Annotated in this window: 20 protein-coding genes and 1 riboswitch; of the genes, 10 read left to right on the forward strand and 10 right to left on the reverse strand. The window is 72.8% G+C overall.

From position 1 onward, the window contains the following. Window positions 1-82 precede the first annotated feature (82 nt). Together ABD784_RS07350 and glyA are read right to left on the reverse strand one after the other, a co-directional pair. Window positions 83-982: a bifunctional methylenetetrahydrofolate dehydrogenase/methenyltetrahydrofolate cyclohydrolase gene (locus ABD784_RS07350; protein ID WP_344882193.1), complete on the reverse strand. Its 900-nt coding sequence runs from the start codon at window positions 980-982 to the stop codon at window positions 83-85. Window positions 983-996: 14 nt separating this feature from the next. Further along, window positions 997-2,286, reverse strand: a complete 1,290-nt coding sequence (gene glyA / locus ABD784_RS07355) for a serine hydroxymethyltransferase (RefSeq protein WP_344882196.1) — start codon at window positions 2,284-2,286, stop codon at window positions 997-999. Between the two features lie 83 nt (window positions 2,287-2,369). Continuing rightward, a riboswitch (ZMP/ZTP riboswitch) is annotated at window positions 2,370-2,456 on the reverse strand. Between the two features lie 124 nt (window positions 2,457-2,580). On the opposite strand from glyA, the gene purU reads away from it, so the two are divergent. Continuing rightward, complete coding sequence (purU, locus tag ABD784_RS07360) at window positions 2,581-3,441, forward strand: formyltetrahydrofolate deformylase (protein WP_344882199.1); 861 nt, start codon at window positions 2,581-2,583, stop codon at window positions 3,439-3,441. Here purU and ABD784_RS07365 read toward each other — a convergent pair. Beyond that, window positions 3,434-3,952 carry a hypothetical protein gene (locus ABD784_RS07365; protein WP_344882202.1) on the reverse strand — a complete coding sequence of 173 codons (519 nt, stop codon included), beginning with the start codon at window positions 3,950-3,952 and terminating at the stop codon, window positions 3,434-3,436. The two genes, purU and ABD784_RS07365, sit on opposite strands and share 8 nt — an antisense overlap. Before the next feature lie 209 nt (window positions 3,953-4,161). After that, window positions 4,162-5,322, reverse strand: a complete 1,161-nt coding sequence (gene rlmC, locus ABD784_RS07370) for a 23S rRNA (uracil(747)-C(5))-methyltransferase RlmC (protein WP_344882205.1) — start codon at window positions 5,320-5,322, stop codon at window positions 4,162-4,164. 169 nt (window positions 5,323-5,491) lie between these two features. Between rlmC and helR the strand changes: the two genes are divergently transcribed. From helR to ABD784_RS07390, 4 genes are read left to right on the forward strand one after another with little or no spacing between them, the layout of a single operon-like run. Beyond that, window positions 5,492-7,732 carry an RNA polymerase recycling motor ATPase HelR gene (gene helR, locus ABD784_RS07375; RefSeq protein WP_344882208.1) on the forward strand — a complete coding sequence of 747 codons (2,241 nt, stop codon included), beginning with the start codon at window positions 5,492-5,494 and terminating at the stop codon, window positions 7,730-7,732. A gap of 5 nt (window positions 7,733-7,737) precedes the next feature. Continuing rightward, window positions 7,738-8,259, forward strand: coding sequence for a gamma carbonic anhydrase family protein (locus ABD784_RS07380; protein ID WP_344882211.1), 522 nt, complete (start codon window positions 7,738-7,740; stop codon window positions 8,257-8,259). Window positions 8,260-8,316: 57 nt separating this feature from the next. Further along, window positions 8,317-9,063, forward strand: coding sequence for a winged helix-turn-helix domain-containing protein (locus ABD784_RS07385; protein ID WP_344882214.1), 747 nt, complete (start codon window positions 8,317-8,319; stop codon window positions 9,061-9,063). Further along, window positions 9,060-10,439, forward strand: a complete 1,380-nt coding sequence (locus ABD784_RS07390; RefSeq protein ID WP_344882215.1) for an MFS transporter — start codon at window positions 9,060-9,062, stop codon at window positions 10,437-10,439. Before ABD784_RS07385 ends, ABD784_RS07390 begins: the two co-directional genes overlap by 4 nt. A 19-nt stretch (window positions 10,440-10,458) precedes the next feature. Here ABD784_RS07390 and ABD784_RS07395 read toward each other — a convergent pair whose 3' ends face one another. Continuing rightward, window positions 10,459-11,442 (reverse strand): bile acid:sodium symporter family protein, encoded by a 984-nt coding sequence (locus ABD784_RS07395; RefSeq protein ID WP_344882217.1) that lies wholly within the window; start codon window positions 11,440-11,442, stop codon window positions 10,459-10,461. 201 nt (window positions 11,443-11,643) lie between these two features. On the opposite strand from ABD784_RS07395, the gene ABD784_RS07400 reads away from it, so the two are divergent. Genes ABD784_RS07400 through ABD784_RS07415 form a run of 4 tightly spaced genes read left to right on the forward strand, consistent with a single transcriptional unit; the run spans window position 11,644 to window position 17,000 of the window. Next, window positions 11,644-13,332, forward strand: coding sequence for an ABC transporter substrate-binding protein (locus ABD784_RS07400; RefSeq protein ID WP_344882220.1), 1,689 nt, complete (start codon window positions 11,644-11,646; stop codon window positions 13,330-13,332). A gap of 31 nt (window positions 13,333-13,363) precedes the next feature. Further along, the gene (locus ABD784_RS07405) at window positions 13,364-14,302 is read left to right on the forward strand and encodes an ABC transporter permease (protein ID WP_344882223.1); all 939 of its coding nucleotides are present in this window, start codon (window positions 13,364-13,366) and stop codon (window positions 14,300-14,302) included. After that, the gene (locus ABD784_RS07410; protein WP_344882225.1) at window positions 14,299-15,204 is read left to right on the forward strand and encodes an ABC transporter permease; all 906 of its coding nucleotides are present in this window, start codon (window positions 14,299-14,301) and stop codon (window positions 15,202-15,204) included. The genes ABD784_RS07405 and ABD784_RS07410 overlap by 4 nt, the downstream gene beginning before the upstream one ends. After that, on the forward strand, window positions 15,201-17,000 hold the full coding sequence (locus ABD784_RS07415; protein ID WP_344882228.1) for an ABC transporter ATP-binding protein: 1,800 nt from the start codon (window positions 15,201-15,203) through the stop codon (window positions 16,998-17,000). Before ABD784_RS07410 ends, ABD784_RS07415 begins: the two co-directional genes overlap by 4 nt. 84 nt (window positions 17,001-17,084) lie before the next feature. Here the strand turns inward: ABD784_RS07415 and ABD784_RS07420 are convergent, their stop codons facing one another. After that, a complete protein-coding gene (locus ABD784_RS07420; protein WP_344882232.1) occupies window positions 17,085-19,310 on the reverse strand; it encodes an NADP-dependent isocitrate dehydrogenase in 2,226 nt (741 codons plus the stop codon). A 281-nt stretch (window positions 19,311-19,591) separates the two neighbouring features. Between ABD784_RS07420 and ABD784_RS07425 the strand changes: the two genes are divergently transcribed. Next, a complete protein-coding gene (locus tag ABD784_RS07425) occupies window positions 19,592-20,620 on the forward strand; it encodes an N-acetylglucosamine kinase (RefSeq protein WP_344882235.1) in 1,029 nt (342 codons plus the stop codon). Window positions 20,621-20,680: 60 nt separating this feature from the next. On the opposite strand, the gene purH is transcribed toward ABD784_RS07425, so the two are convergent. From purH to ABD784_RS07445, 4 genes are all read right to left on the reverse strand, one after another. Beyond that, a complete protein-coding gene (gene purH / locus ABD784_RS07430) occupies window positions 20,681-22,354 on the reverse strand; it encodes a bifunctional phosphoribosylaminoimidazolecarboxamide formyltransferase/IMP cyclohydrolase (protein ID WP_344882238.1) in 1,674 nt (557 codons plus the stop codon). A 116-nt stretch (window positions 22,355-22,470) separates the two neighbouring features. Continuing rightward, complete coding sequence (locus tag ABD784_RS07435) at window positions 22,471-23,088, reverse strand: COG4315 family predicted lipoprotein (protein ID WP_344882241.1); 618 nt, start codon at window positions 23,086-23,088, stop codon at window positions 22,471-22,473. A 174-nt stretch (window positions 23,089-23,262) separates the two neighbouring features. Next, window positions 23,263-24,315, reverse strand: a complete 1,053-nt coding sequence (locus ABD784_RS07440) for a DUF4303 domain-containing protein (RefSeq protein WP_344882244.1) — start codon at window positions 24,313-24,315, stop codon at window positions 23,263-23,265. Between the two features lie 139 nt (window positions 24,316-24,454). Next, window positions 24,455-25,744 (reverse strand): Nramp family divalent metal transporter, encoded by a 1,290-nt coding sequence (locus ABD784_RS07445; protein WP_344882247.1) that lies wholly within the window; start codon window positions 25,742-25,744, stop codon window positions 24,455-24,457. Window positions 25,745-25,914: the final 170 nt, after the last annotated feature.

A 25,914-nucleotide genomic window follows, 5' to 3' on the forward strand; every position in this document is an offset into this window, starting at 1 on the left:
GCGCACCCGGAACGACGACGTCCCCGCACCCACCAGCGTGGGTGCGGGGACGTCGTCGTACTGCGGAGTCCGGCTCCTGCCGTCAGCCGTCCTGGGTAGCCAGTCCGGCCTGGCGCTCGGCCGCCTCGACCACGTTCGTCATGAGCAGCGCGACCGTCATGGGGCCGACACCGCCCGGGTTGGGCGAGAGGAATCCGGCGACCTCGGCCACGTCCGGGTGGACGTCGCCGTAGACCTTCTGCTTGCCGGTCTCCGGGTCCTCCTCGCGGGTCACACCCACGTCGAGCACAGCCGCTCCGGGCTTCACGTCCTCCGCGCGGACCAGGTGCTTCACGCCCGCCGCGGCGACGATGACGTCTGCCTGGCGCAGGTGGTAGCCCATGTCCTCGGTGCCGGTGTGCGTGAGCGTGACGGTCGCGTTGATCTGGCGGCGCGTGAGCAGCAGGCCCATCGAGCGGCCGATGGTGACGCCGCGGCCGACGACGACGACGTGCTTGCCCTTCAGCTCGTAGTCGTGGCGCAGCAGCAGCTCGATCACACCGCGCGGGGTGCACGGCAGGGGCGTCTCGATGGGCCCGTTCACGTTCAGGACCAAACGACCGAGGTTGATCGGGTGCAGGCCGTCGGCGTCCTTCGCGGGGTCGATCCGCTCGAGGATCCGGTCCGTGTCCAGGTGCTTCGGCAGCGGCAGCTGCACGATGTACCCGTGGCACTCGGGATCCGCGTTGAGCTGGTCGATCAGCGCCTCGACCTGCTCCTGGGTGGAGTCGGCCGGCAGCTCGTGCTGGATCGAGTTCATCCCGATCGCCTGGGACTGCTTGTGCTTCATCCCCACATACAGCTGCGAGCCCGGATCGGCGCCGACGAGCACGGTGGCGATCCCGGGCGTCACGCCCTTGGCCTTGAGCGCGGCGACCCGCTCGGTCAGCTCGGCCTTGATGGCGGCCGCAGTCGCCTTGCCGTCGAGGGTCTGTGCGGTCATCGCGCCGGCCCCGCTTACCATTCCTCGTGCCCCGGGTAGAGCGGGAACGCGGTCGCCAGCGCGTCGACGCGGGCCTTCAGGGCGCCCTTGTCCGTGGCCTGCCCCTCGATGAGCGCGGTGGCGATGATGTCGGCGACCTCGGAGAACTGCTCGGCACCGAAGCCACGGGTGGCGAGGGCCGGTGTGCCGATGCGCAGACCGGAGGTCACCATCGGCGGGCGCGGGTCGAATGGCACAGCGTTGCGGTTCACGGTGATGCCGATCTCGTGGAGCAGGTCCTCGGCCTGCTGGCCGTCCAGCTCGGAGTTGCGCAGGTCCACCAGCGCCAGGTGCACGTCGGTGCCGCCCGTCAGGACGGAGACGCCGGCCGCGGCGACGTCGTCCTGGGTCAGTCGCTCGGCCAGGATCCGGGCACCCTCGAGGGTGCGGGCCTGACGCTCGGCGAACTCCTCCGAGGCGGCGATCTTGAAGGCCACGGCCTTCGCGGCGACAGCGTGCATCAGCGGCCCGCCCTGCTGGCCCGGGAAGACGTTGGTGTTGATCTTCTTGTAGAGCTCGAGGTCGTTGGTCAGGATCAGGCCGGAGCGTGGCCCGGCGAGCGTCTTGTGCACCGTGGAGGAGACGACGTCGGCGTGCTCGACCGGGTTCGGGTGCAGGCCGGCGGCGACGAGGCCCGCGAAGTGCGCCATGTCGACCCAGAGCTTGGCGCCGACCTCGTCGGCGATGGCACGGAACTTCGCGAAGTCCAGCTGGCGGGGGTACGCGGACCAGCCGGCGATGATGACGTCCGGCTTCTCGGCGATGGCCTGCTCGCGCAGCTTGTCCATGTCCACCGTGAAGGTCTCCGGGTCCACCTCGTAGGCGGCGACCTCGTAGAGCTTGCCGGAGAAGTTGAGCTTCATGCCGTGGGTCAGGTGGCCGCCGTGGGCCAGCGAGAGGCCGAGGATCTTGTCGCCCGGGTTGATCAGGGCCGCGAGGACGGCTGCGTTGGCGGATGCACCCGAGTGCGGCTGGACGTTGGCGTACTTGGCGCCGAACAGCTCCTTGGCCCGGTCCCGGGCGAGATTCTCGGCGACGTCGACGTGCTCGCAGCCGCCGTAGTACCGGCGGCCCGGGTAGCCCTCGGCGTACTTGTTCGTCAGGACCGAGCCCTGGGCCTCGAGGACGGCGCGCGGGGCGAAGTTCTCCGAGGCGATCATCTCGAGGGTGTCGCGCTGGCGGCCCAGCTCCTTCTCCAGGACCTCGGCGATCTCCGGGTCGAGTTCGGCCAGCGGGCGGTTGGTCACGGTCGAGTCAGTGCTCAATCTGTGCTCCTAGGTGATTCGGAATCGGGCAAGTAGGTGCGGCTGTGGAGGTCAGACAGGGATCGACGCCGATCCCCCTACCAACCCTGGGCCCAGGCGCGCGGTCCACGGTCAAGAAAGAATGCCGCTCCCCGGTGGTGCTCCACCTCACGCCAGTCGCGACGTCCCAACTCTACCGAACGGCACCCGCCGCCGTCTCGCCCCGGACGTGCGCCTGCGTCATACTCCGCGGGCGCGCCGTGCACGGCCGCGGAGCCTTCGGAGCGGTGCCCCCGTGCGGGCTAACCTAGTGCGGTGAGCTCGAACCCGAACCCCCACCAGTACATCGTCACCCTCTCCTGCGCCGACCGCCCGGGCATCGTCCACGCGGTCTCGGGCGCGCTGATGGAGACCGGCTGCAATATCGCCGAGTCGCAGCAGTACGGATCCCCGGAGACCGGCACGTTCTTCATGCGCGTGCAGGTGACGACGACGGCGGGGCAGGCCGCGGTGGAGGCCGCCCTGGCGCCCGTGGCCGACGCGTTCGAGATGGAGCTGGACGTCTTCGACTCGGCCCGGCCGGCGCGGACGCTGATCATATGCTCCAAGGCGGGCCACGCGCTCAACGACCTGCTGTTCCAGCAGCGGGCCGGGACGCTGCCGATCGAGGTCCCGCTGATCGTCTCCAACCACCAGGACCTGCGCCCGCTCGCGGAGTTCTACGGCGTGCCGTTCGTGCACCTGCCGGTCACGGCAGCGACCAAGGACGAGGCCGAGCAGCGGCTGCTGGCGCTGGTGGCCGAGCACCGGATCGACCTGGTGGTACTGGCGCGCTACATGCAGATCCTCTCCGACGACCTCTGCCGCCAGCTCTCCGGGCGCGCCATCAACATCCACCACTCGTTCCTGCCGTCCTTCAAGGGCGCCAGGCCGTACCACCAGGCGCATGCGCGCGGCGTGAAGCTGATCGGCGCGACCGCCCACTACGTGACCGCGGACCTGGACGAGGGCCCGATCATCGAGCAGGAGGTCATCCGCGTGAACCACGCGCGGACGCCGGAGCAGTTCGTGTCGATCGGCCGCGACGTGGAGGGCCGCACTCTGGCCCAGGCCGTGCAGTGGCACGCGGAGCACCGGGTGCTGCTCGACGGCTCGCGGACCGTCGTCTTCAACTAGCCGCGGCCGACGGCGCCGGGCTCGCTCCGGCCGCCCCGGGCCGCTGGCCCAGCCGGACCACGGCGAAGGCCACCAGTGCCGCCGCGCTGATCCCGTAGAGCACGGCGGCCCAGGGCGCATGGTCGCCACCTGAGGTGCCGAAGGTGTCCGCGACCGCCATACCGGCCCCGAAGGACGCGACCCAGTGCGCCGGCCCGGCGAGCGCGATCAGCAGCAGGTCGAGGATCACGGCTCGGCGGACGCCGGAGTCGGGCCTGCGCGCACCCCAGAGGACTGCGGCTGCCGCGATCCAGACGAGCACCGCCCAGGCGACGACGAGGGGCGCGTTCATCGACTCGTCCGCCCGCTCGACCCCGGCGTAGATCTCGCCTAGACCGGCGCCGGGTACCGCGGCCGAGGGATTCCACACGAGGGTCTGCAAGGCCCCGACGACGGCGTACGCGGTCACCACGAGCAGTCCGAGACCGGCGGCGAGCGCGGCGCCCCGACGTCGTTCCGGTGCTCTCCCCATGCCGCTCTCCCCCGTCTCGACGCGCGTTCCCTGCTGTCCGGCCAGCATCTCACGCGATCGTCCCTCCCGTCGGACGGGAGAGTCCCGCGACGTGCCAGAAGAGCACCACTGGCTCCGCCAGATGCGGGCTGAGCACGGGTCCGGACCGGTGAACAGTGCTGGAGCCGCACCTCGCGGCGCCAGTGGGGGGCCGGAGCAGCCACTCGCGGCTACGCGCGGGTCAGCAGCGTGATGACCTCGTAGTGGCTGGACTGCGGGAACATGTCCATGACCCGTGCCCGGACCGGCCGCAGCGAGGGCATCCGCTCGAGGTCCTTGGCGAGGGTGACCGCATTGCAGCTCGAGTAGAGGACGTGCTGCACGGCCGAGCCCTCGAGCCAGCCGGCGAGGTCGGTGCCGATGCCGCGCCGGGGCGGGTTCACGACGACGAGGTCCGGGATGTCGGACGGGTCCGCGCCGAGGGCGAACTCCGTGGCGTCGGCCGCGGCGAAGTCGACGCCGGCCAGCCCCAGCTCGTCCCGGGTGAGCTCGGCGCTCGCGACGGCCTCGGCGCTCAGCTCGATGCCCGTCACACGGCGACCGCCGCCGCGGCCGGCCCCGCTGCCGGCCTCGCTGCCGGCGAGGTGCAGTGCGAAGCCGCCGACGCCGCAGTAGAGGTCCCAGACGCGCGCGGGCTCGAGCGCGTCGACCCAGTCGCGGCCCTGGCGGTACAGCGCCGCCCCGACGTCGGTGTTGGTCTGGAAGAAGCTGCGCGGTCGCAGGTGGAGACCGATGCCGTTGACCTCCATGGTCAGGGAGGTCTGCGCGGTCAGCGGGATCTCCGTCTCGCCCTCGAGCACCGCCTTGGGCTCCGGCTGGAGGTTGGCGCTGGCGACCCGCAGACCCGGGAGTCGTTCCAGCAGGCCCGGCAGGTGCTCGCGCAACACCGGGAGCAAGGCCTCGCTGCGCAGGACGAAGCGGACCATCAACTCGCCCGATGGCGCCTCCGTGACCAGGAGGTACTTCAGCTCGCCGGTGCGCCGGACGACGTCGTACGGCGTCAGGCGGGCTGCGCGGACGAGGTTGGAGAGCACGCGGAGGGCCTCCTGGAGGCCCGCGCCGATGAGCCCGCAGCGGCGCAGGTCCACGCCGTGGCCGTCGGCGTCGAGGATCCCGACGACGGGCCGTCGCGTGGTGCCGGAGACCACCATCTTGGCCTTGTTGCGGAAGCCGGCCTCGGCGCCCGCGTAGGGGGTCGCCCAGTCGATGCCCGGGTACCGGGCCAGGAGCTGACGGCAGTGCGCGTCCTTGCCGGCGATCTGCTCTGCGTGGGGCTGGCCCATGAGGGTGCACGAGCGGCAGCGGCCGGCGTCGTAGTAATGGCACTGCACGCGGACCATTCTAGTCGGCGCGCCACGCATCGGCGGTCCCGCAGCAGCCCCGCAGCCGTCCTCCGCCACTTCAAATCTATACGGCACCGGGGGCCTTGCCGCAAGACCCCCGGCCGGGGTCAGAATGTCTCTCCCGCCGTCCTTCCCCGCCTGCACCTGGAGCCCCCGCATGACGTTCGAGCCATCCGTCTTCGACCTGCCGTCCGCTCGCCGCGACAAAGCCGCTGCCGAGCTCATCGCCGACGACGAGCGGCATCTGGCCGCCGTCGGTGCCGCGCTCGCCCACGCAGCCGCCGACCTCGCCGAGCGACGCGCCGAACTGCGCCGGCGCCCGGGCGGCAGCGGCCAGGAGGGACTCGAGCGCGACGCGGAGATCCACGAGCTCAGCCGTCGCCTCTCCGTGCTCTCCCGCTTCGGCCCCGACGTCTGCATCGGCCGCATGGTACCGGCCGGCGTTGGAGCGGGAGGACCGTCCGGCGCCGGGGCGGAGGCCGAGCCCGTCTACGTCGGCCGCGTCGGGCTCACGGCCCCCGACGGCCGTCGCCTGCTGGTCGACTGGCGGGCACCCGCCGCGGAGCCGTTCTTCGGTGCGACCCCGGCGAACCCGATGGGCCTGTCCAGTCGACGCCGCTACCGCTGGGTGCAGGGACGCATCCGGGACTACTGGGACGAGGCCTTCGACGAGCGGGCCCTGGCCTCCCGCGCATCGCTCGACGACCAGTCGGCGTTCATCGCGAGCCTCGGGGAGAGCCGGTCCCCGCGCATGCGCGACGTCCTCGGCACGCTCCAGTCCGACCAGGACGCGATCATCCGCGCCGGCTCCCGCGGCGCCCTCGTCGTCGACGGCGGCCCCGGAACCGGCAAGACCGTCGTCGCGCTGCACCGCGCCGCCTATCTGAAGTATGCCGACCCGCGTCTCGAGGAGGGCCGCGGCGCTGTGCTCTTCGTGGGCCCGCACCGCCCCTATCTGGCCTACGTCTCGGACGTCCTGCCCGATCTGGGCGAGGACGGGGTGCTGACCTGCACGCTGGCGGACCTCGTGCCGGAGGGCGCGGCCGCCGCCGTCGAAGCGGATCCCGCGGTCGCAGCACTGAAAGCGGGCACCGGGCTCCTGGAAGCGATCGAGCCCGCGGTGGCCCTGTACGAGGAGCCGCCGGCGGAGGGTCTGCTGCTGGAGCTCGAGGAGGTCGAGGTCAGGCTGGGTGCCGCGGAGTGGGCCGAGGCCTTCGCGGCGCCGGAGCCCGGCACTCCCCACAACGAGGCCCGCGAGCAGGTCTGGGAGGCGCTCGTGGACATCGCCGCCGACCAGCACGGAGCCCCCGCCGGCGCGCGGGCGGCGCTGGAGCACCACCGCGGCCTGCGGGAGGCCCTGCACCGCGCCTGGCCGCTGCTGGACTCGGCGGAGCTGGTCTCGGACCTCCTGAGCGTGCCCGCGTACCTCCAGCGTTGCGCCCCGGGGCTCTCGGACGCGGAGATCCGGCTCCTCCAGCGCCCGCCGGGCTCGCCCTGGACCACCTCCGACCTCCCGCTGCTCGACGCGGCGCGCCGACGGCTCGGCGATGCGGGCGCGGCCCGGCGTCGCCGCCGCCTGGACGCCGAGGCAGCGGCGGAGAGGGCACGGATGGACGACGTGGTCGCCGATCTGATCGAGCACGACGACTCCGAGCTGCTCGTCATGCACATGCTGCGCGGGGACGACCTGAGGGCCGGCCTGGGAGCCGCATCGGACCGGATCGGCCCCGTGGACCGGTGGGCCGGGCCGTTCGCGCACATCGTCGTCGACGAGGCCCAGGAGCTCACCGACGCGCAGTGGCGGATGCTCCTCGCCCGATGCCCCTCGCAGAGCTTCACGATCGTCGGCGACCGCGCCCAGGCGAGGTCCGGGTTCCCCGAGTCGTGGCTGGACCGACTCCACGCCGTGGGGTTCCACGACGTCGCGCTGGCGGGGCTGTCCGTCAACTACCGGACGCCCGCGGAGATCATGGAACCGGCGTCCCGGGAGATCCTCGCAGCGCTGCCGGACGCCAACGTCCCCGTCTCGATCCGCCGGACCGGCACCGCCGTCCGGCACGGCCGCACCGACGAGTTGCGTCCCCTCGTGGCGGGTTGGCGGGCCGAGCACCCGGAGGGCACCGCCTGCATCATCGGCACCCGGACCATCGCCGACGTGCCCGGGGCGACCGTTCTCACCCCGGAGCTGGCGAAGGGCCTGGAGTTCGACCTCGTGGTGCTGGTCGAGCCCGAGGCCTTCGGGGACTCGCTCACGGGTGCCGTCGACCGCTACGTCGCGATGACCCGCGCGACGGCGCAGCTGGTGCTCCTCTCGGCGCCCGACCAGTCCCGCGCCGTGTCGGCGGCCGCGGGCGCGGACGCACCCGGGTGTGCCCGGATGGGGCGAGCAGTAGGGTGAGTGCCATGGCCCACATCATCACCATCGACAGCAAGACGCCGCGCGTCTCCCCGACCGCCTTCGTGGCGCCGACGGCGGTCCTCAGCGGGGACGTGGAGATCGGCGACCGCGCCAGCGTGTTCTACGGCGTCTCGGTCCGCGGCGACTCGGACGCGATCCGCGTCGGCGCTCGCAGCAACCTGCAGGACAACGTCGTGGTCCACGCCGATCGCGGGGTGCCGTGCACGGTCGGCGAGGGCGTGTCCGTGGGCCACTCGGCGGTCCTGCACGGATGCACGATCGGCGACGACTGCCTGATCGGCATGAGCGCGACCGTCATGAACGGCTCCGAGATCGGCGCCGGGTCGCTGGTGGCGGCCGGCGCCCTGGTGCTGGAGGGAACCCAGGTCCCGCCGCGGTCGCTGGTGGCCGGCGTCCCCGCGAAGGTCCGCCGCGAGCTGACCGACGACGAGGTGGCGGGCTTGCACCGGAATGCGGAGACATACCTGGGCCTCGCCGAGAAGCACCGGGAGGCCTGCGAGTCCTGAACCCGGCATTCTAAAGACTTCTTGCTAAAGCAGTCTTTAGGGTACTACTCTGGGCGCATGGACCCCAGCGACCAGACCACCCGCGCCCACGGGAGCGTCACTTCCGACCCCCGCCAGATCCGGGCGCTCGCCCACCCCATCCGCCTGGCCCTGCTCGACTACCTCGGAACGGTCGAGCAGGCCACGGCCACCGAGTGTGCGGCCGCCCTGGAGGAGTCCGTGGCCAGCTGCTCGTTCCACCTGCGCTCGCTGGCCCACCACGGCTACATCGAACCCGGCGAGCGCCGCGGACGCGAGAAGCCCTGGCGCAAGGTCTTCGACTCCTACACCCAGCAGATCGACCCGGCCGTGCCGGGCTCCGCCGCCGCCGTCGGGGCCATGGCCGCGCTGACGGTGACGCGCGAGACCGACCGGCTGCGCGCCTTCGGAGCGCACCTGCCGGGAATGCACCCGGACGACGTGGACCTGAACGTACTGTCGACGTCGTCCTTCTACGCCACGGACGAGGAGCTCGCCGACCTCCGGGCCACGCTCATCGGTCTGGCCGAACGCTTCGCGGGGCGGCTCCGCAACCCGGAGGCACGGCCGGAGGGCGCGCGCCTGGCGCATCTGTTCGGCGCCCTGACCCTCGACCCCGCGGGCCTGCGCCCGGCGGACGGGGACGACGCGGACGCGGACAGCGCGGACCGGGACGGCGCGGACCGGGACGGCGCGGACGGGGACGACGGCGGCAGGGAGACCGAGGGAGCCGACGGTGCGGACGGCGGCGGTGCCGCCGGCGACGAGGGCGGACCGACGAGATGACTGACCCGACCACGGCCCCGGAGGCACCGCACCCGTCGGCAGCCAGCCCCTCGGCAGCCGACCCCTCGGCCGCCAGCCCCGTCCTGGCCACGCCCGCGCCGGATCAGACGCCGCAGACCGACCGGACCGCGGAGACAGATCGGAGCGCTGCAACGAATCAGGCCCAGGCGCGGCACGGCAGGAACCGCGAGCTGCTCGCCGTCCCGGCGTACCGGCGCCTGCTGGCCGCGTGGACGGTGAGCAACCTGGGCGACTCGGCGCTCTACATCACCGCCGGGATCTGGATGAAGGTCCTGACGGGATCCGACGCGCTGGCCGCGAGCGTCTTCCTCGTCATGGGCCTGCCCTCGCTGGCCGCCCCGTGGATCGGCTTGCTGGCGGACCGCGTCCCGCGGCGCGGCCTGATGATCGCGAACAACGTCCTCACGGCCGCCGTCGTCCTGGCGCTGCTGCTGGTGGAGCCCACGGGGCAGCTCTGGATCGTGTACGCGGTGATGGCGCTCTACGCGACGTGCGGCTTCGTCAACGGCAGCGCCCAGGCGGGCCTGTTGAAGGCGACCGTGCCCCCGCACCTGTTGGCCCCGGCGAACGGCATCTTCTCCAGCGTGGACCAGTCGCTGCGGCTGGTCGCACCGCTGGCGGGAGCCGCGGTCTTCGGGCTCTGGGGCATGGCCCCGGTGGTGATCGGCACCGCCGTGTTCTTCCTCCTCGGCGCCGGCCTGCTGCTCCGCGTGCCCGCCCAGGCCGTGGCCCGGGAGGAGGGCGAGCCGCACCTGCTGGCGCAGACCACGGCAGGTTTCGTCGCGCTCTGGCGCCATCGGGGCGTCCGGGTCGCGACGCTCGTCATGGGGCTGGCGTGCGTGGGCGGCGGCATGACCAACTCGACGTCCTTCGCGGTCCTGGACCGCGGGCTGGGCCTGCCCCCGGAGGCGCTCAGCGTGGCCGTCGCGCTGCAGGGCGTCTTCTCGATCGTCGCCGGGCTCAACGCCGGGCGGATCCTGAACCGGCTCGGCTTCGCGCGCTCCCTCGGGTTCGGCGCGCTCGCCTTCGGTCTCGGCTACGGGGCGCAGGTCTCCGGCAACCTGGTGGTGTGCCTGCTCGGGATCGTCCCGTTCGCCTTCGGGATCACGATCGTCATCGTGGCGGCCGCGACACTCCGCCAGCAGGAGCTCCCGGACCGCCTGCAGGGGCGGGGCGCTGCGGCGGCGAACATGCTGGGCAACGGGACGCAGGCGCTCGCCGCCGGTTTCGCCGCGGCCCTGCTCGACGTCGTCGACTTCCGCTGGCTGATCGCCTTCGGCGCCGTCACCGCCATGGCGGGGGTCCTGCCGCTGCTCCTCGGCACCGTCAGGGCGCGACTCAACCGCGCGCCCTGACGGGTGGCCCCGACGAGATTCAGTCGGTGCTCCTCCGGCGCCAGTAGGCGGCGATGAGCGCGCCGGAGACGTTGTGCCAGACCGAGAACACGGCACCGGGCAGCGCCGACTCCGGGGAGAAGTACTGTGCGGCGAGCCCGGACGCCAGGCCGGAGTTCTGCATGCCGATCTCCACCGCCATGGTCCGGCGCGAGGCGACCGGCTGGCGGAAGAGCCGTCCGATGCCGTAGCCGAGCGCCAGGCCGGCACCGTTGTGCAGGACCACGGCCAGCAGGATCAGCAGCCCGGCGGCGAAGATCGCCTCCGCGCTGCGGGCGACCACCACCACGACGACGAACGAGATCGCGAGCACGGACACCCACGGCAGCACCGGCAGGACGGCGTCGACCGCGCGCGGCACCACCGCGCGCAGGACCAGCCCGAGCAGGACGGGGATGAGGACGATCTGGACGATCGACCACGCCATCGAGCCGGCGTCCACGGGCAGGTACTGCCCGGCCAGCCAGAGCGTCAGGAGCGGGGTGAAGACCGGTGCCAGGAGTGTGGAGACGCTGGTCATCGCCACGGAGAGCGCCACATTGCCGCGGGCCAGGTACGTCACGACGTTCGACGCGGTGCCGCCGGGGGCGCAGCCGACCAGGATGACACCCGCCGCGAGCGCGGGCGAGAGGCCCAGCGCCACGGAGACGAGCAGGCCGACCAGCGGCATGACCACGAACTGGGCGACGACGCCGAGCAGCACCGGCAGCGGGTGCCGCGCCACCAGCGCGAAGTCGGGGAACGTCAGGGTCAGGCCCATGCCGAACATGATCACCATGAGCAGGGGGTTGATCAGGAAGGCCAGGTCCACGAACGGCGCCGGGGCGAACAGCCCGACGACGCCGCCGGCGATGATCAGGATCGGGAACAGGGTGACGGCGACCTTGGCGGTGCGGTCGGCGGCAGAGGTGGGCGGCGCTCCCTGGGGTGCCGCGCCGGCTTCGGTGGTGTGCTTGGGGGACATGGGCAATACCTTGCACCGGCCGGGCTGCACCGGCAGAATCCGGCGCCCGCCGGCGGGCGAATGTGACATCGGGCCCCGGGCGGGCCGGTCGCGGCGGTGCGGGCCCAGGCCGCGTCCGCATCCCGCGGCCGTCTGGACTAGCCTTGGACCGGCGCCCGGCACGGGCGGCCCCTCACTCGGACCCGAAAGACAGCAACGCCTATGACTACCCCACGCCGGCACGCCACCTCCCGCGGACCGCGCCTCCGGCAGCTGGCCGCACCGGCCGCCGTCGTGCTCGCCTCCACCTTGGCGCTGAGCGCCTGCTCCCCCGGCGCCGCGCCCGAGGCCGGCGGCGAGCCCGTCAGCGGCGGCACCCTCGTCTACGCGTCCGGCGACGCCGAGCCCACCTGCCTGGACCCGCACGTCGGCGGCAACTACCCCCAGGCGCTCCTGGCCTCCCAGTTCCTGGAGACGCTGTTCACCAAGGACGACGACGGCGAGATCGTCCCGTGGCTGGCCACCGGCGCCGAGGTCTCCGAGGACGGGCTCACCGTCACGCTCGGCCTGCGCGAGGGGATCTCGTTCTCCGACGGGACCCCGTTCGACGCCGCCGCGGTGAAGGCGAACATCGAGCATGTGAAGGACCCGGAGACCCTCTCCTCCACGGGCTACCTCGCCATGGCAAAGGTGGACACCATGGAGGCGCTCGACGAGCACATGCTCCAGCTGAACCTCTCCGCCCCGGATGCGGCGCTGCTCGAATCGCTGTCCCAGCACTGGGTCGCGATGATGTCCCCGGCCGGCCTGGAGCGCGGCATGGAGGAGAACTGCGCCGCACCGATCGGCACCGGCCCGTTCGTGGTGGACGCGTGGACCAAGCAGCAGTCGGTGACGCTGGCCCGCAACGAGGACTACGTGGTCCCGAATCCGGACGCCGCCGCCGACCCGGAGCACACCGGCCCCGCATACCTCGAGGGCATCGAGTGGCGGTTCATCCCCGAGTCCGCCGCCCGCTACTCGGCCCTGCAGGCAGGGACCGTGGACATGATCGACAACGCCCAGCCGGACACGATCGTCGCCGCTGGCGAGGACGACGCGATCGAGCACCTGGACGCCCCACGCCCCGGCGCCTCCAACCGGATCGAGCTCAACTCGTCGAAGGCCCCCTTCGACGACGCGCGGGTGCGCGAGGCGTTCGTCCGCTCGGTCGACGTGGACGCCGCCGTCGACTCCCTCTTCTTCGGCACCGCCGAGCGCTCCTACTCCGCCCTGTCCTCCGTGGAGCCGATGGGTTACAGCGACGAGTCGCTGTTCGCCCACGACCCGGAGGAGGCCTCGCGGCTGCTCGACGAGGCCGGCTGGACCGAGCGCGACGCCGAGGGGTACCGCGTCAAGGACGGCGAGCGCCTGAGCGTGCACCTGCCGGTCTCCACCAACCAGTCGGTGCCCGCCGAGCAGTCGCTGTTCCAGCAGCTGCAGGCCACCGCCAAGGAGGCCGGGTTCGAGGTCACCCTCGAGCTGCAGGACCTCAGCAGCTGGTACGAGGCGCTCGGCGCCCACGAGTACGACCTGGTCTCCGCGCCCTACACCAAGGTGGGACCGGACGTGCTGCGGATCCTCTACCACTCCGACTCGACCGTCCCCGCGCCGTCCGGGTACTTCGCCAACCACGCGATGGTCCAGGACGAGGAGATCGACGCCTGGCTGGAGCAGGCCGCCTCCACCCAGGACGATGCCGAGCGCGCCGCGCTGTACGAGCAGGCGCAGCGGAAGCTCCTCGAGGGCTTCTACGTGCTGCCGCTCTACGACCAGCAGAACCACTTCCTGCACTCCTCCTCGCTCCAGGGCGTGGGGGCGACGACGGCGGTGGCGACCCCGACGTTCCACGACGCCTGGCTGGCCGAGTAGCCCCGGCCCACCGCGTGGATCCGACGAACCGATGATGCGCTGGCTGCTGTCCAAGTCCGCCGGGGGCCTGCTGGTCCTCTGGGCGGTGGCGACGCTCATCTTCCTCGGCATCCGCCTGGTCCCCGGCGACCCGGCCGAGGCGATCATGGGCGGCCCGGGATCGCAGGCCTCGCCCGAGGCCCTCGACGCGGCGCGCGCCGAGTACGGGCTGGACCGGCCGCTGCCCGTGCAGTACGCGCTCCTGCTGGGGAACCTGCTCCGCGGCGACCTGGGCACCAGCTACTCGCTCAAGGTGCCGGTCGCCGACGTCGTCGGCGAGCAACTGCCCGGGACGCTCCTGCTGGCCCTGCTCTCCTGGCTCCTCGCGTGGGCGCTGGCCCTCGGGCTGGCCGTCCTGACCTCGCTGGCGCGCGAGCCGCGGTGGCGCCGCGTCGCGGACCGGATCGGCTCCGGGATGGAGATCGTCGCCGCGGCGGTCCCGCACTTCTGGCTCGGCAGCGTGCTGGTGCTCGTCTTCGCGACGTCCCTGGGCTGGCTGCCGCCGGTCGCCGACGACTCCCCCGCCGGGCTGGTGCTGCCCGTCCTGACGCTCGCGCTGCCGCTGGCCGGCTTCCTGGGCCAGATCATGCGCGAGTCCCTCGCGACAGCCCTCTCCAGCCCGTTCGCCCTCGCGGCCAGGGCCCGCGGGGAGTCGGAGGCCGGCGTGCTGCTCCACCACGGGCTCCGCCACGCCGCCCTGCCCGGCATCGGCCTCTCCGGGTGGGCGCTGGGCTCCCTGATCTCCGGTGCCGTGGTGGTCGAGTCCCTGTTCGCCCGCCCCGGGCTGGGCCGGACGCTCCTGAACGCGGTCACGGCCCGCGACGTGTCCCTGGTGACCGGCGTGGTCCTCGTCTCCGCGCTGACGTACGTGGTGGTGATGGCGCTGGCCGACTTGGCGGAGCGGCTCGCCGATCCGAGGGTCGCCGGATGATTCCCGAGCTGTCCTCCGCCCCCGCCGACGAACGCGGCCGGTCCAGGACGCGCCCCGGGCTCGGCGGACACGCCGCGCGCACGGCGGGCGAGCTGCCCGCGCTGCTGGCCGGCGTCGTCGTCCTGTTCCTCCTCTCCGCCGTGGCGGCGCCGCAGTGGCTCGCCACGGCGGATCCGCTGGCCATCGACCCCGCCGCCGCCTTCCAGGGGCCGGGCCCCGGGCACTGGCTGGGCGCGGACGAGTCGGGCCGGGACATCTACTCCCGCGTGGTCTTCGGCGCCCGCGAGTCACTGACGATCGGCGCGGCCGCCACCGGGATCGGGCTGGCCCTGGCGCTACTGCTGGGCATCCCCGCCGGACTGACGGCGGGACGGGCGCGGCGGACGAGGTGGCTGGACACCGTGATCGGGCGGGTGCTGGAGGTGCTCTTCGCGCTGCCGGGCCTGCTCCTGGCGCTCGTGTTCATCGCGCTGGCCGGGCCCGGACTGGTCACCACCGTGATGGCCGTCGGCCTGTCCACCGCGCCCGGCTACGCGCGCATCATCCGCGGCCAGGTCATGCGGCTGCGGGACTCGGCCATGGTCGAGGCCGCCCGCGTGCTCGGCCGCTCCCCCGGGCAGATCCTGCTCCGGCACCTGCTGCCGAACGCGCTGGGCCCGGTGCTGGTCCTCGCCACGCTGGGCGTGGGGCAGGCCGTGGTGTGGGCGTCGGCGCTGAGCTTCCTGGGCCTCGGCACGCCGCCTCCCGCGCCGGAGTGGGGCGCCATGCTCTCCGCCGGACGGACGTACCTGCAGCTGGCCTGGTGGATGACCGTGTTCCCGGGGCTCGCGATCGTGCTGGTGGCGGCGTCGGCGACCGTGCTCGGGCGCTGGCTGCAGCGGCGGACGGAGGGCCTGCGATGAGCGCGACCCACTCCTCGGCGGCGGGCGGCGGCGAGCGGACGCCCCTGCTCGACGTGGCCGGCCTGACCGTGCGGTTCGGTGCCGCCGATCCCGTCGTCCGCGGGCTCGACCTGCGGGTCGTCGCCGGCGAGTGCGTGGCGATCGTCGGCGAGTCGGGCTCCGGCAAGTCCGTCACCGCCCGTGCGCTGCTCGGCCTCGCCGACGGCGGGGCCGCCGGGGCCGGGGGCCGCGCCCGAGTCTCCGCGGACCGCCTCCGCATCGGCGCGCGGGACATGCTCGGCGCCGGCGCCTCGCACGGCACCCTGCGCGGGGGCACACGCAGCACCCTGCGCGGGGGCGCGCGCAGCGCGACGGCGGCCGAGTGGCGGCGCGTGCGCGGCGGGGAGGTGGGACTCGTCCTGCAGGACGCGCTCGTCTCCCTCGATCCGCTGCGGACCGTCGGCCGGCACCTGGACGACGTGCTGCGCCTGCACACGGACCTCGGCCCCGCGGACCGAGGCCTGCGCGCCCGGGACCTGCTCTCCGACGTCGGACTCCCCCCGGCGACGGCCGGGCAGCGGGCCGACCAGCTCTCCGGGGGCATGCGCCAGCGCGCGCTCATCGCGACGGCCATCGCGGCCGGCCCGGGCCTGCTCATCGCCGACGAGCCGACGACGGCGCTCGACGCGACCGTGGCCGCCCGTGTCATGGACCTCCTCGCCCGGCTGCGGCGCCCGTCCGCCACCCGCCCCGAGGGCACAGGGCTCCTGCTCATCAGCCACGACCTGGCGGTGGTGTCCTCGGTGGCGGACCGGATCCTCGTCATGCGGGACGGGGAGGTCGTCGAGTCGGGACCCGCGGCGCACGTCCTGAGCAGCCCGCAGCACGAGTACACGCGCATGCTGCTCGCCGCCGTACCGGCCGGGAAGCCGCGCGGCACCCGGCTCACGGTGACCGAGCCGGCACCCCGGTCGCCGTCTGGACCCTCGCCGATGAGGTCCGCACCGGCACCTTCCGGGCCGTCCAGCGGGAGAACGCCGCCTGCACCGGCGCTCTCGGCGCGGGGCCTGACGAAGACCTTCCTCCGTGACGGCGCGCCCTTCGCCGCGGTCGACGGCGTGGGCTTCGAGCTGCCCGCCGGACGGACCGTCGGGCTGGTCGGCGAGTCCGGCTCCGGCAAGACGACCACCGCCCGCCTGGTGCTCGGCCTCGCCGAGCCGGACGCCGGGGAGGTCGGCCTCCTCGGCGAACCGTGGGTCGGGCCGGGCCTGCGCGAGAGGGACCGGCGCCCCCGCCGTACCCACCTCGGCGCCGTGTACCAGGACCCGCTGTCCTCGTTCGACCCGCGGATCGGCGTCGGGTCCCTGCTGGCGGACGCGGCCACCGGCGGCCGCAGCCGCAGCGCGCGCCGGCAGCGCGGCCGGGTCCGCGAGCTGCTAGAGCTGGTCGGCCTGCCGGAGGGCGTGGCCGACCGCCACCCGCGGTCGCTCTCAGGCGGGCAGCGGCAGCGGGTGGCCATCGCCCGTGCCCTGGCCCCGGGACCACGCGTGATCGTCTGCGACGAGCCCGTCTCCGCGCTGGACGTCTCCGTGCAGGCGCAGATCCTGGACCTGCTCGACGCCCTGCAGGAGCGCCTGGGCCTGAGCTATCTGTTCATCTCCCACGACCTCGCCGTGGTCCGCCACGTCAGCGACCACCTCCTGGTCATGCAGGGCGGACGCATCGTGGAGTCCGGGCCGGCCGAGGATGTCTTCGCCGACCCGCAGCAGGAGTACACCCGGCAGCTCCTGGCCGCCTCGCCGTCCCTCGCGGACTGAACCACGGCGCCCCGCCGTCCACGACTCGGTCGCGGACGGCGGGGCGCCGTCGTCGTACTGCTCTCCCGGGGAGCGCTCCGGCCGCTACTTGGCGGCCAGGCCCTCCAGCACCTTGTTGAACGTGGCGGACGGGCGCATGGCGGCGGCGGCCTTCGCGTCGTCCGGGCGGTAGTAGCCGCCCAGGTCCACGGGGGTGCCCTGGACGCCGTTCAGCTCGGCGACGATGGCCTCCTCCTGGCCCACCAGGGCCTCGGCGACCGGCTTGAACGTCTCGGCCAGCGCGGCGTCCTCGGTCTGGTTCGCGAGCTCCTGCGCCCAGTACATGGCCAGGTAGAAGTGGGAGCCGCGGTTGTCGATGGTGCCCAGCTTGCGGCCCGGCGAGCGGTTCTCCATGAGGAACGTGGCGGTCGCGCGGTCCAGCGCGGCGGCCAGCACCTTCGCCGACGGCGCGTCCGCCTGCTCGGCGTACTTCTCCAGCGACGGCACCAGCGCGAAGAACTCGCCGAGCGAGTCCCAGCGGAGGTAGTTCTCCTCGACGAGCTGCTGGACGTGCTTCGGCGCGGAGCCGCCGGCGCCCGTCTCGAACAGGCCTCCACCGGCCATCAGGGGGACGATCGAGAGCATCTTCGCGGAGGTGCCCAGCTCGAGGATCGGGAAGAGGTCCGTCAGGTAGTCGCGGAGCACGTTGCCCGTGACAGAGATGGTGTTCTCGCCGCGGCGCAGGCGCTCGATGGTGAACTTGGTGGCCTCGACCGGGGACATGATGCGGAGATCCAGGCCCTCGGTGTCGAGCTCGCCCAGGTACTTCTCCACCTTCGCGATCAGGTTCGCGTCGTGCGCGCGCTCCTCGCTCAGCCAGAAGATGGCCGGCCAGCCGGTGTCGCGGGCGCGGTTCACGGCCAGCTTCACCCAGTCCTGGATGGGGGCGTCCTTGGTCTGGCAGGCGCGCCAGATGTCGCCGGCGGCGACCTCGTGCTCGAGCAGGACGTTGTCCTTCGAGTCGAGGATCCGGACCGTGCCCGCCTCCGCGATCTCGAACGTCTTGTCGTGCGAACCGTACTCCTCGGCCTTCTGCGCCATGAGCCCGACGTTCGGGACGGTGCCCATGGTGGTCGGGTCGAAGGCGCCGTTGGCGCGGCAGTCGTCGATCACGGCCTGGTAGACGCCGGCGTAGGACGAGTCCGGCAGCACGGCCAGGGTGTCGTCCTCCTCGCCCTCCGGGCCCCACATGTGGCCGGAGGTGCGGATCATGGCGGGCATGGAGGCATCGACGATCACGTCGGACGGCACGTGCAGGTTGGTGATGCCCCTGTCCGAGTTCACCATGGCCAGACGCGGTCCCTCAACCAGGCCCTTCTCGATCTCGGCCTTGATGCCGTCGCGGACGTCCTCGGCGACGTCGTCGAGCCCGTTGAGGATGGCGGCCAGACCGTTGTTCTCGGACAGTCCGGCCGCGGCGAGGTCGTCGCCGTACTTCTCGAACAGCTGCGGGAAGTAGGCCTTGACGATGTGGCCGAAGATGATGGGATCGGACACCTTCATCATGGTGGCCTTCAGGTGTGCGGAGAACAGGACGTTCTCCTCCTTGGCCCGGCGCACCTGCTCCTGCAGGAACTCGTCCAGGGCGGCGGCGCGCATGACGGTGCCGTCGATGACCTCCCCGGCGATGACCGGGAGCGCCTTCTTCAGGACCTTGACCGTGCCGTCGGCGGCGACGTGCTGGATGGAGAGCGTGTCCGCGGCCTCGATGACCACGGACTTCTCGTTGGAGGCGAAGTCGTCCCGGCCCATGGTCGCGACATTGGTCTTGGAGTCGGCCGACCACGCGCCCATGCGGTGCGGGTTCTTGCGCACGTAGCTCTTGACCGACTCGGGCGCCCGGCGGTCGGAGTTGCCCTCGCGCAGGACCGGGTTCACGGCGGAGCCCTTGATCTTGTCGTAGCGGGCGCGGATATCGGTCTCCTCGTCGGAGGCCGGCGAGTCCGGGTAGTCCGGGATCGCGTAGCCCTGCGCCTGCAGCTCGGCCACCGCGGCCTTCAGCTGCGGCACCGAGGCCGAGATGTTCGGGAGCTTGATGATGTTCGCCTCGGGGGTCTTGGCGAGGTCGCCCAGCTCGGCGAGCGCGTCGGCCTGGCGCTGGCCCTCCTCCAGGTAGTCGGAGAACGTCGCGACGATGCGGCCGGCCAGCGAGATGTCCCGGGTCTCCACCTCCACGCCCGCGGTCGAGGCGAACGACTCGACGATCGGCAGGAACGAGTACGTCGCCAGCATCGGCGCTTCATCGGTGTGGGTGTAGATAATCTTTGCCATTGGCGCGGCATCTCCCTCAGGGTCTGTGGGTTCTCGGTCAGCAGGCATCGTGCGCCCCTGCATCAAACACCCCCAATTTACCCGAGCGGGCCCGCGATCCCTGATCCGGTTGCGCCGCCCCGTCTCACCCCCGCTCCCTCCTGGCCCTCCGGACCGCTGCACCACGCCGGCGCTAGGCTGGACCGCGGGCCCGCCCCGCGCTCGGGGCGCCGCGTCGAATCGCGAGCCGGGCGACAGCCCGTCCCCTGCCAGCTGCCGTCCCCGACCAGGAGTCCGGAATCATGCACCCCCACCACAGCACCAGCGGGCTGGCCACCGGGCGGAGCGGCCCCGTCGAGCAGGTCGCGATCGAGCACCTCTCCATCGACGGTGGCCAGACCGGCGTGCGGGCCCTGGTGCAGTACGCCTCCGACGACCGCCCCCAGATCCTCGAGTTTCCCGGGCTCATCACCGATCGCCCGGTCGCCGAGCAGGTGGTGGAGGTGGTGCACCGGATCGCCGCCGGCTCCGGGCACGGCTGCGGATCCGGCATCGGCGTCGTCTCCGCCGGCCTCAGCGGCATCACGGACACCCCGGGGACCGCCGCCGCCGTGCTGGAAGGGGTGCGTCGGCTCGGCGTGGGCTCCGTCGCCGTCGCGCACGACTCGGTGACGTCCTACCTCGGCGCCCTCGGCGATACCAGGGGCGCCGTGGTGGCGGCGGGAACCGGCGTCGTGACGCTGGCCGTCGGCACCGAGTCGACCGCACGGGTCGACGGCTGGGGCTACAGCATGGGCGATGCGGGCAGCGGGTTCTGGATCGGGAGCCGGGCCCTCGACGCCGTCATGCGGGCCCACGACGGCCGCGGGCCGGCGACGGCGCTCACGCCCGTGGTGGAGGACGCTCTCGGCGAGCTCGAGCATGCCTACATCGTGCTGCAGAACGACCCGGCACGCGTCAGCCGGACCGCCGGCTTCGCCGCCGAGGTCGCCGCGCTCTCCGAGGTCGACGAGGTGGCAGGGAAGATCTGCGACGAGGCCGCCGCGGAGCTCGCCCTGTCCGTCTCGACAGCACTGCGCCGGGTCGGATTCGGCCGCACCGGATCCGACGGGGACGGCTCACCGAGCGTCTGCTACCTGGGCGGCGTGCTGCGCGGCGAGCGCGTGCGCCGTCGCGTCACCGAGCTCCTGCGGGCCGAGTGGCCCGAGCTCGAGGTCTGCGAGCCGCGCGGCACGGCGCTGTCCGGTGCGGCCGCGCTCCCGGCCGTGGCCCCGGGGAGCGCCCTGCAGGCACAGATCGCGCACGCGACGGCGGGCGGCACCCGAGGGTGACCGCCCGCCGTCGCACAGCTCCCTGCGCCGCCTCTCTTTGCGCTGCTCCTCGCGGAGGAACTAGTGGAAGAAGTGGCGCGTCCCGCCGGTGAGGTACATGGTGATGCCGGCGGCGTTGGCGGCCGCGACCACCTCCTCGTCGCGGACGGATCCGCCGGGCTGGACCACGGCGCGCACGCCGGCGTCGATCAGGATCTGCAGGCCGTCCGCGAACGGGAAGAACGCATCCGAGGCCGCGACGGCGCCGCGGGCGCGCTCCGGCGAGGCCGTGCCCTCGACGTTCGCCGCCCCGCCGGCCGCGTCGGCGCCGGAGTCGACGGCCACGCCGAGCGTGTTGGCGCGGGTGATGGCCAGACGGCAGGAGTCCAGGCGGTTCACCTGGCCCATGCCGATGCCGACCGCGGCGCCGTCCTTCGCCACGAGGATGGCGTTCGACTTCGCGGCGCGCACCGCGCGCCATGCGAACGCCAGGTCGGCGAGGGTCGCCTCGTCGGCGGCCTCGCCGGCCGCCAGCGTCCAGTTCTCCGGGGCGTCGCCCTCGGCGTCGATCGCGTCGCGCTGCTGGACGAGCGCGCCGCCGGAGATCTGCCGCGTCTCGGCCGGGTAGCGGTCGAAGCCCTCCGGCAGCTGCAGCAGGCGGATGTTCTTCTTGGCGGCCAGGATCTCGACGGCCTCCGGCTCGAAGCCCGGGGCGACGACGACCTCCGTGAAGATGCCCGTGACCGTCTCGGCCATGGCCCGGGTGACGGGCCGGTTGGCGGCGATGACGCCGCCGAAGGCGGAGACCGGGTCGGTGGCGTGCGCCTTGGCGTGGGCGTCAGCGATCGGGTCGGCCGCCCCCGGGGTCGCGACGGCGATGCCGCACGGGTTGGCGTGCTTGATGACGGCGACGGCCGGATCGGCGAAGTCGTAGGCGGCGCGCACGGCGGCGTCGGCGTCCACGTAGTTGTTGTAGCTCATGGCCTTGCCGTGCAGCTGCTCGGCCTGGGCGATGCCGGCCGGGGCGGCCGGGTCCACGTACAGCGCGGCCGGCTGGTGCGGGTTCTCGCCGTAGCGCAGCACCTGCTGGCGCTCGAGCGTCAGCGCTGCGAAGGCCGGCCAGCCCTGCGCCTCCTCGCCGGCGTCGTCCCCGAACTGGGCGGCGGTCCAGGCGGCGACGGCGGCGTCGTACGCGGCGGTGTGGGCGAACGCGGCGGCGGCGAGGCGCCGACGCTCGTCGAGCGTGAAGCCGCCGGCCTTCGCCGCCTCGATGACGCGGCCGTACTTGGCCGGTTCCACGACGATGCCCACCGACGGGTGGTTCTTGGCGGCGGCGCGGACCATCGAGGGACCGCCGATGTCGATCTGCTCGACCACGGCGTCCTGCCCGGCGCCGGACCTCACGGTGTCGACGAACGGGTAGAGGTTGACGACCACCAGGTCGAACGGCTCCACCTCCAGCTCGTCGAGCTGCCGGACGTGGTCCTCCAGGCGGCGGTCGGCCAGGATGCCGGCGTGCACGCGCGGGTGGAGCGTCTTGACGCGGCCGTCCAGGCACTCGGGGAACCCGGTGATCTCGGAGACCTCCGTGACCGGCACGCCCGCAGCGGCGATGCGCGACGCCGTCGAACCCGTGGAGACGATCGAGACTCCCGCCTCGTGGAGCCCCAGGGCCAGCTCCTCCAGCCCCGACTTGTCGTACACGGAAATGAGGGCCCGGCGGATCTCCACGCGGTCGGGGGCGGTAACGCTCACAGATGTCTCCCTGGGGGTCGGAGGGGGCGGACGGCGCGGCGCAGTGGGGCCGGCGCTCGGTGTCGCGCACCAGTCTACCGAGCGCCGTTCCGGCGTCCGCCCATGTGTCGAGCGGGCTACTCGGTGATCATCTCCCCGTCCGGCGAGACGGCGTACCAGACGTCGTTGACGCCCTGGCCCCTGACATCGCCGGGCTCCTCGTCCTGCGCGAAGTAGTAGAGCGGCATCCCGTCCAGCGTCAGGTGCAGCTGGCCGTCGGGCGACTCGATGGTGCCCACCGTCCCGGTGATGTCCTCCGCCGCCGCAGGCTCGCTGCCGTCCGCCACCGCGATGGGCCACGCCGTGAGGCAGTCCCCGGTGCAGGCGCTGGTGTCCGTGCCCTCGGTGTCCTTCGTGAAGACGTACAGGGTCATGCCCGCCGCGTCGGTGACCACGGTGCCGAGCTCGGTCTCTCCGGTGGTCAGGGCGACGTCGCTGCCCATGGGTGCCTCCGACCCGGCTGCCGGCGAGTCGCTGGCCTCTCCCGGCGCGCTCGCCCGGCCGCTCTCGACGCCACCGCCCCCGTAGCCTCCACCGCCGCCGCCTCCGGCGTCCCCGCCGCCGCAGGCGGTGAGGACCAGCCCGGCCGCCGTCAGCACGGCGAGCGCCCTCCAGGCTCTGGCGCGGTGCCCGTCCCCGGCCCCTGACCGAGTCCTGCCGACGTGCTCGATTCCCTGCTCCTGCCGTGTCTCCATGACCGTCCCCTCCCGTCGGTGCGGGCCGGTGGTGACCGTCCTGGCTGGGCGGACGCGCCGACTCCTGGACTCAAACGGTAGTTCTGCGCCTCCGGTCTCCAAACCCCGGCGGCCGTGAGACCCAGCGAACTCCCAGCCTCGCGGGAGTTGGGGCGGTCCCGGACCACCGACGGATCAGACGGTCTCGGCGTCCAGCTCGAGCGGTTCGAGGTCCGGGAAATGCCGTTCCAGCTGCTCGGGCGTCAGGCAGCGGCGGAGGAGCTCGTCGGCGTGGTCGCTGTCGGCGACGAAGGCGACCAGGGGGATCCGCTTGCGCGCGAGCTCGTCACGGGCCGCGACGACCGCGTCGATCAGGACCCGGTAGTACTTCCGGGCCGCGGCCTCCCAGCCGAGCTCGACGACGGCGGCGGCCAGCCGCTCGTTCCATGCCTCGGCGTGGGCGTCGTCGAACAGGTCCATGGAGCACCAGTGCCAGTCGGTCGGGTCCCAGCGGCGGGAGTAGTAGCCGCTGCCGTCGTCGAAGTCCTCGTCCACGGCCTCCTGCAGCGCGATGTCCGCTGCTACCCCATCGAGCTCTGCGTTCAGCTCCGCGTCGAGATCCGCCTCCGCGTCGAGATCGGGGTCCAGCCCGTGCGCGCCCTCGGAAGGGCCGTCCCCGGCCGCGGAGGACACCCGGCCCGCCGGCCCACCGGGGCTGTCCGCCTCGCCGGAGCCGTGGGCCCCGCCGAGACCGTCGGCCTCTCCGGAACCGTGAACCGCGTGGCCGATGGGAGTGCCGTGCCCCGCGGAGTCCCCTGGGGTCGAGCCGTTGAGGCCCGGGACCGCGGGATCATAGTCGTCGCGCCCTGCGCCGTTCCGCTCGGGGTCGTTCCATTCAGCGCCGTTCGGCTCAGTGCCCGACGTCTCGGTGCCGTAGGCGGCGCCGCCGAGAGTGCCGTCGTCGACGCCGAGCGTCACCTCGCGCAGCCGGTGCTCGCGCAGGACCTCCGCGTCGAAGGCGCGGAGCTCGCCCGTCTCCTCGCGCTTGTCGCGGGCCAGGGCCTCCTCCGAGTTCAGTGCGAGCACAGGAACTTCGAGGGTCTCCGGCTCGTCGGTCCCGTCCGCCGCCGTGGCCTCCAGGGCGAGCCCGTAGAAGGCCTGCTTGGGGTGGTCGGCGACCACCTGACGCGCGATCCGGACGACGGCGGAACGGATCTCGCATTCGAAGAGATTCCAATCAAGTTCCATATCCAGACACTACCGCCGACGGATGTGACTTGGAACTCATTTCGCCCGGATTTGCTGAATCGAATCGCCCGGTCGGCCTCCGCTGCACGGAACCTGTGCACTCGCGGAGAACCGGCGCGGTCGTACGGCAGGACCGGCGTCAGCCTGCGGCCTCCACGATCGTGGAGACCAGGTTGTCGATGCCCAGCCACACGAAGAGCGCGGCCGTGAGGCCGAGGGCCAGGTTGGAGTACCAGCGGTTCTTCCACTCGGCCGGGATCCCCCACTTGGTCCCATTCAGCAGCGGCAGCAGTGTGATGGCAAGGAACGGCATGAACAGGGCGCCCATGGCGCCGTACGCGAGGACCAGGGCGATCGGCTTGCCGAGCATCAGCAGCAGCATCGGCGGGAACGTCAGCCAGATCAGGTAGAAGCGGAAGTACTTGCCGTGGGCGCGGGCGTCCGGGTGGTCGGAGCCCTTCCCGCGGAAGTTCGCCCAGAAGTCGGCGAACATCAGCGAGACGCCGTTCCACACGCCGATCACCGAGGAGAACGCCGCGGCGAAGAAGCCGACCAGGAAGATCTTGGCGATGACCGCGCCGTAGCGCGCCTCGAGGACGACCATCAGGTCGATCATGCCCTCGTCGCCCGCCGAGACCTCGACGCCCGCGGCGCGGACCACCTCGGCGCCGACGATCAGCATGGAGATCACGAAGATGCCGGTCATGACGTAGGCCATGTTGTTGTCCAGCCGCATGACGCGCATGAACTTGGGCGCGTACCAGCCCTTCTCGCGGAGCCAGTAGCCGTACGCGGCGAGCGTGATGGTGCCGCCGACGCCGCCGGCGAGCGCCAGCGTGTACAGCAGACCGCCCTCCGGCAGCCGCGGGACGAAGCCCGTGATCAGCTCCGGGATGTTCGGGGCGGCGATGACGGCCAGGCCCACGATGGTGACGAACATGATCCCGACCAGGACGGCGGTGATCTTCTCGAACACGGCGTAGCGGTTGAACCAGACCAGCACGAAGCCGGCGATGCCGGTGGCGATCGCGAAGGCCCACAGCGGGACCCCCGGGAACAGCGCGGCCAGCGGGAGCGCCGTGGAGGACATCGCCGACGCACCGTAGACGATGCCCCAGACGATGATGTACGGGCCGAAGTACCAGAGCGGCCAGCGGCCGAGGCTGCGCCAGCCCTCGAGGATGGTCTTGCCGGTGGTGATGGAGTAGCGGGCGGCTCCCTCCACCAGGATGATCTTCAGTATGATGCCCAGCACCACGGCCCACAGCAGCGTGTAGCCGTAGCGCGAGCCGGCGGCGAGCGTGGACACCATGTCCGCGGCGCCGACGCCGGTGGCGGCGACCACGAGGCCGGGTCCGACGACCTTCCACTTCTTCGGGGGTTCCAGGCCGCCGGTGTCCTGCGGGCCGGTCGGGGATTGAGTGCTCATCGGGAGCGGTCCTCCTTGCTTCGGTCGAGTCGTGTCCCCCGTTCGCCACCCCGGGACGGAGGGATGGAGCGACGGGGCGCGCCGCCGTCGTGCCCCTCCCTGCACGCCGGCGGCCGGCACGGGCGCGGTCCGGCAGCGTTGCGTGGACCACAGGGCCCCGTGCGGCCAGA

Source organism: Zhihengliuella alba (genome assembly GCF_039538765.1).
Taxonomy (GTDB): domain Bacteria; phylum Actinomycetota; class Actinomycetes; order Actinomycetales; family Micrococcaceae; genus Zhihengliuella; species Zhihengliuella alba.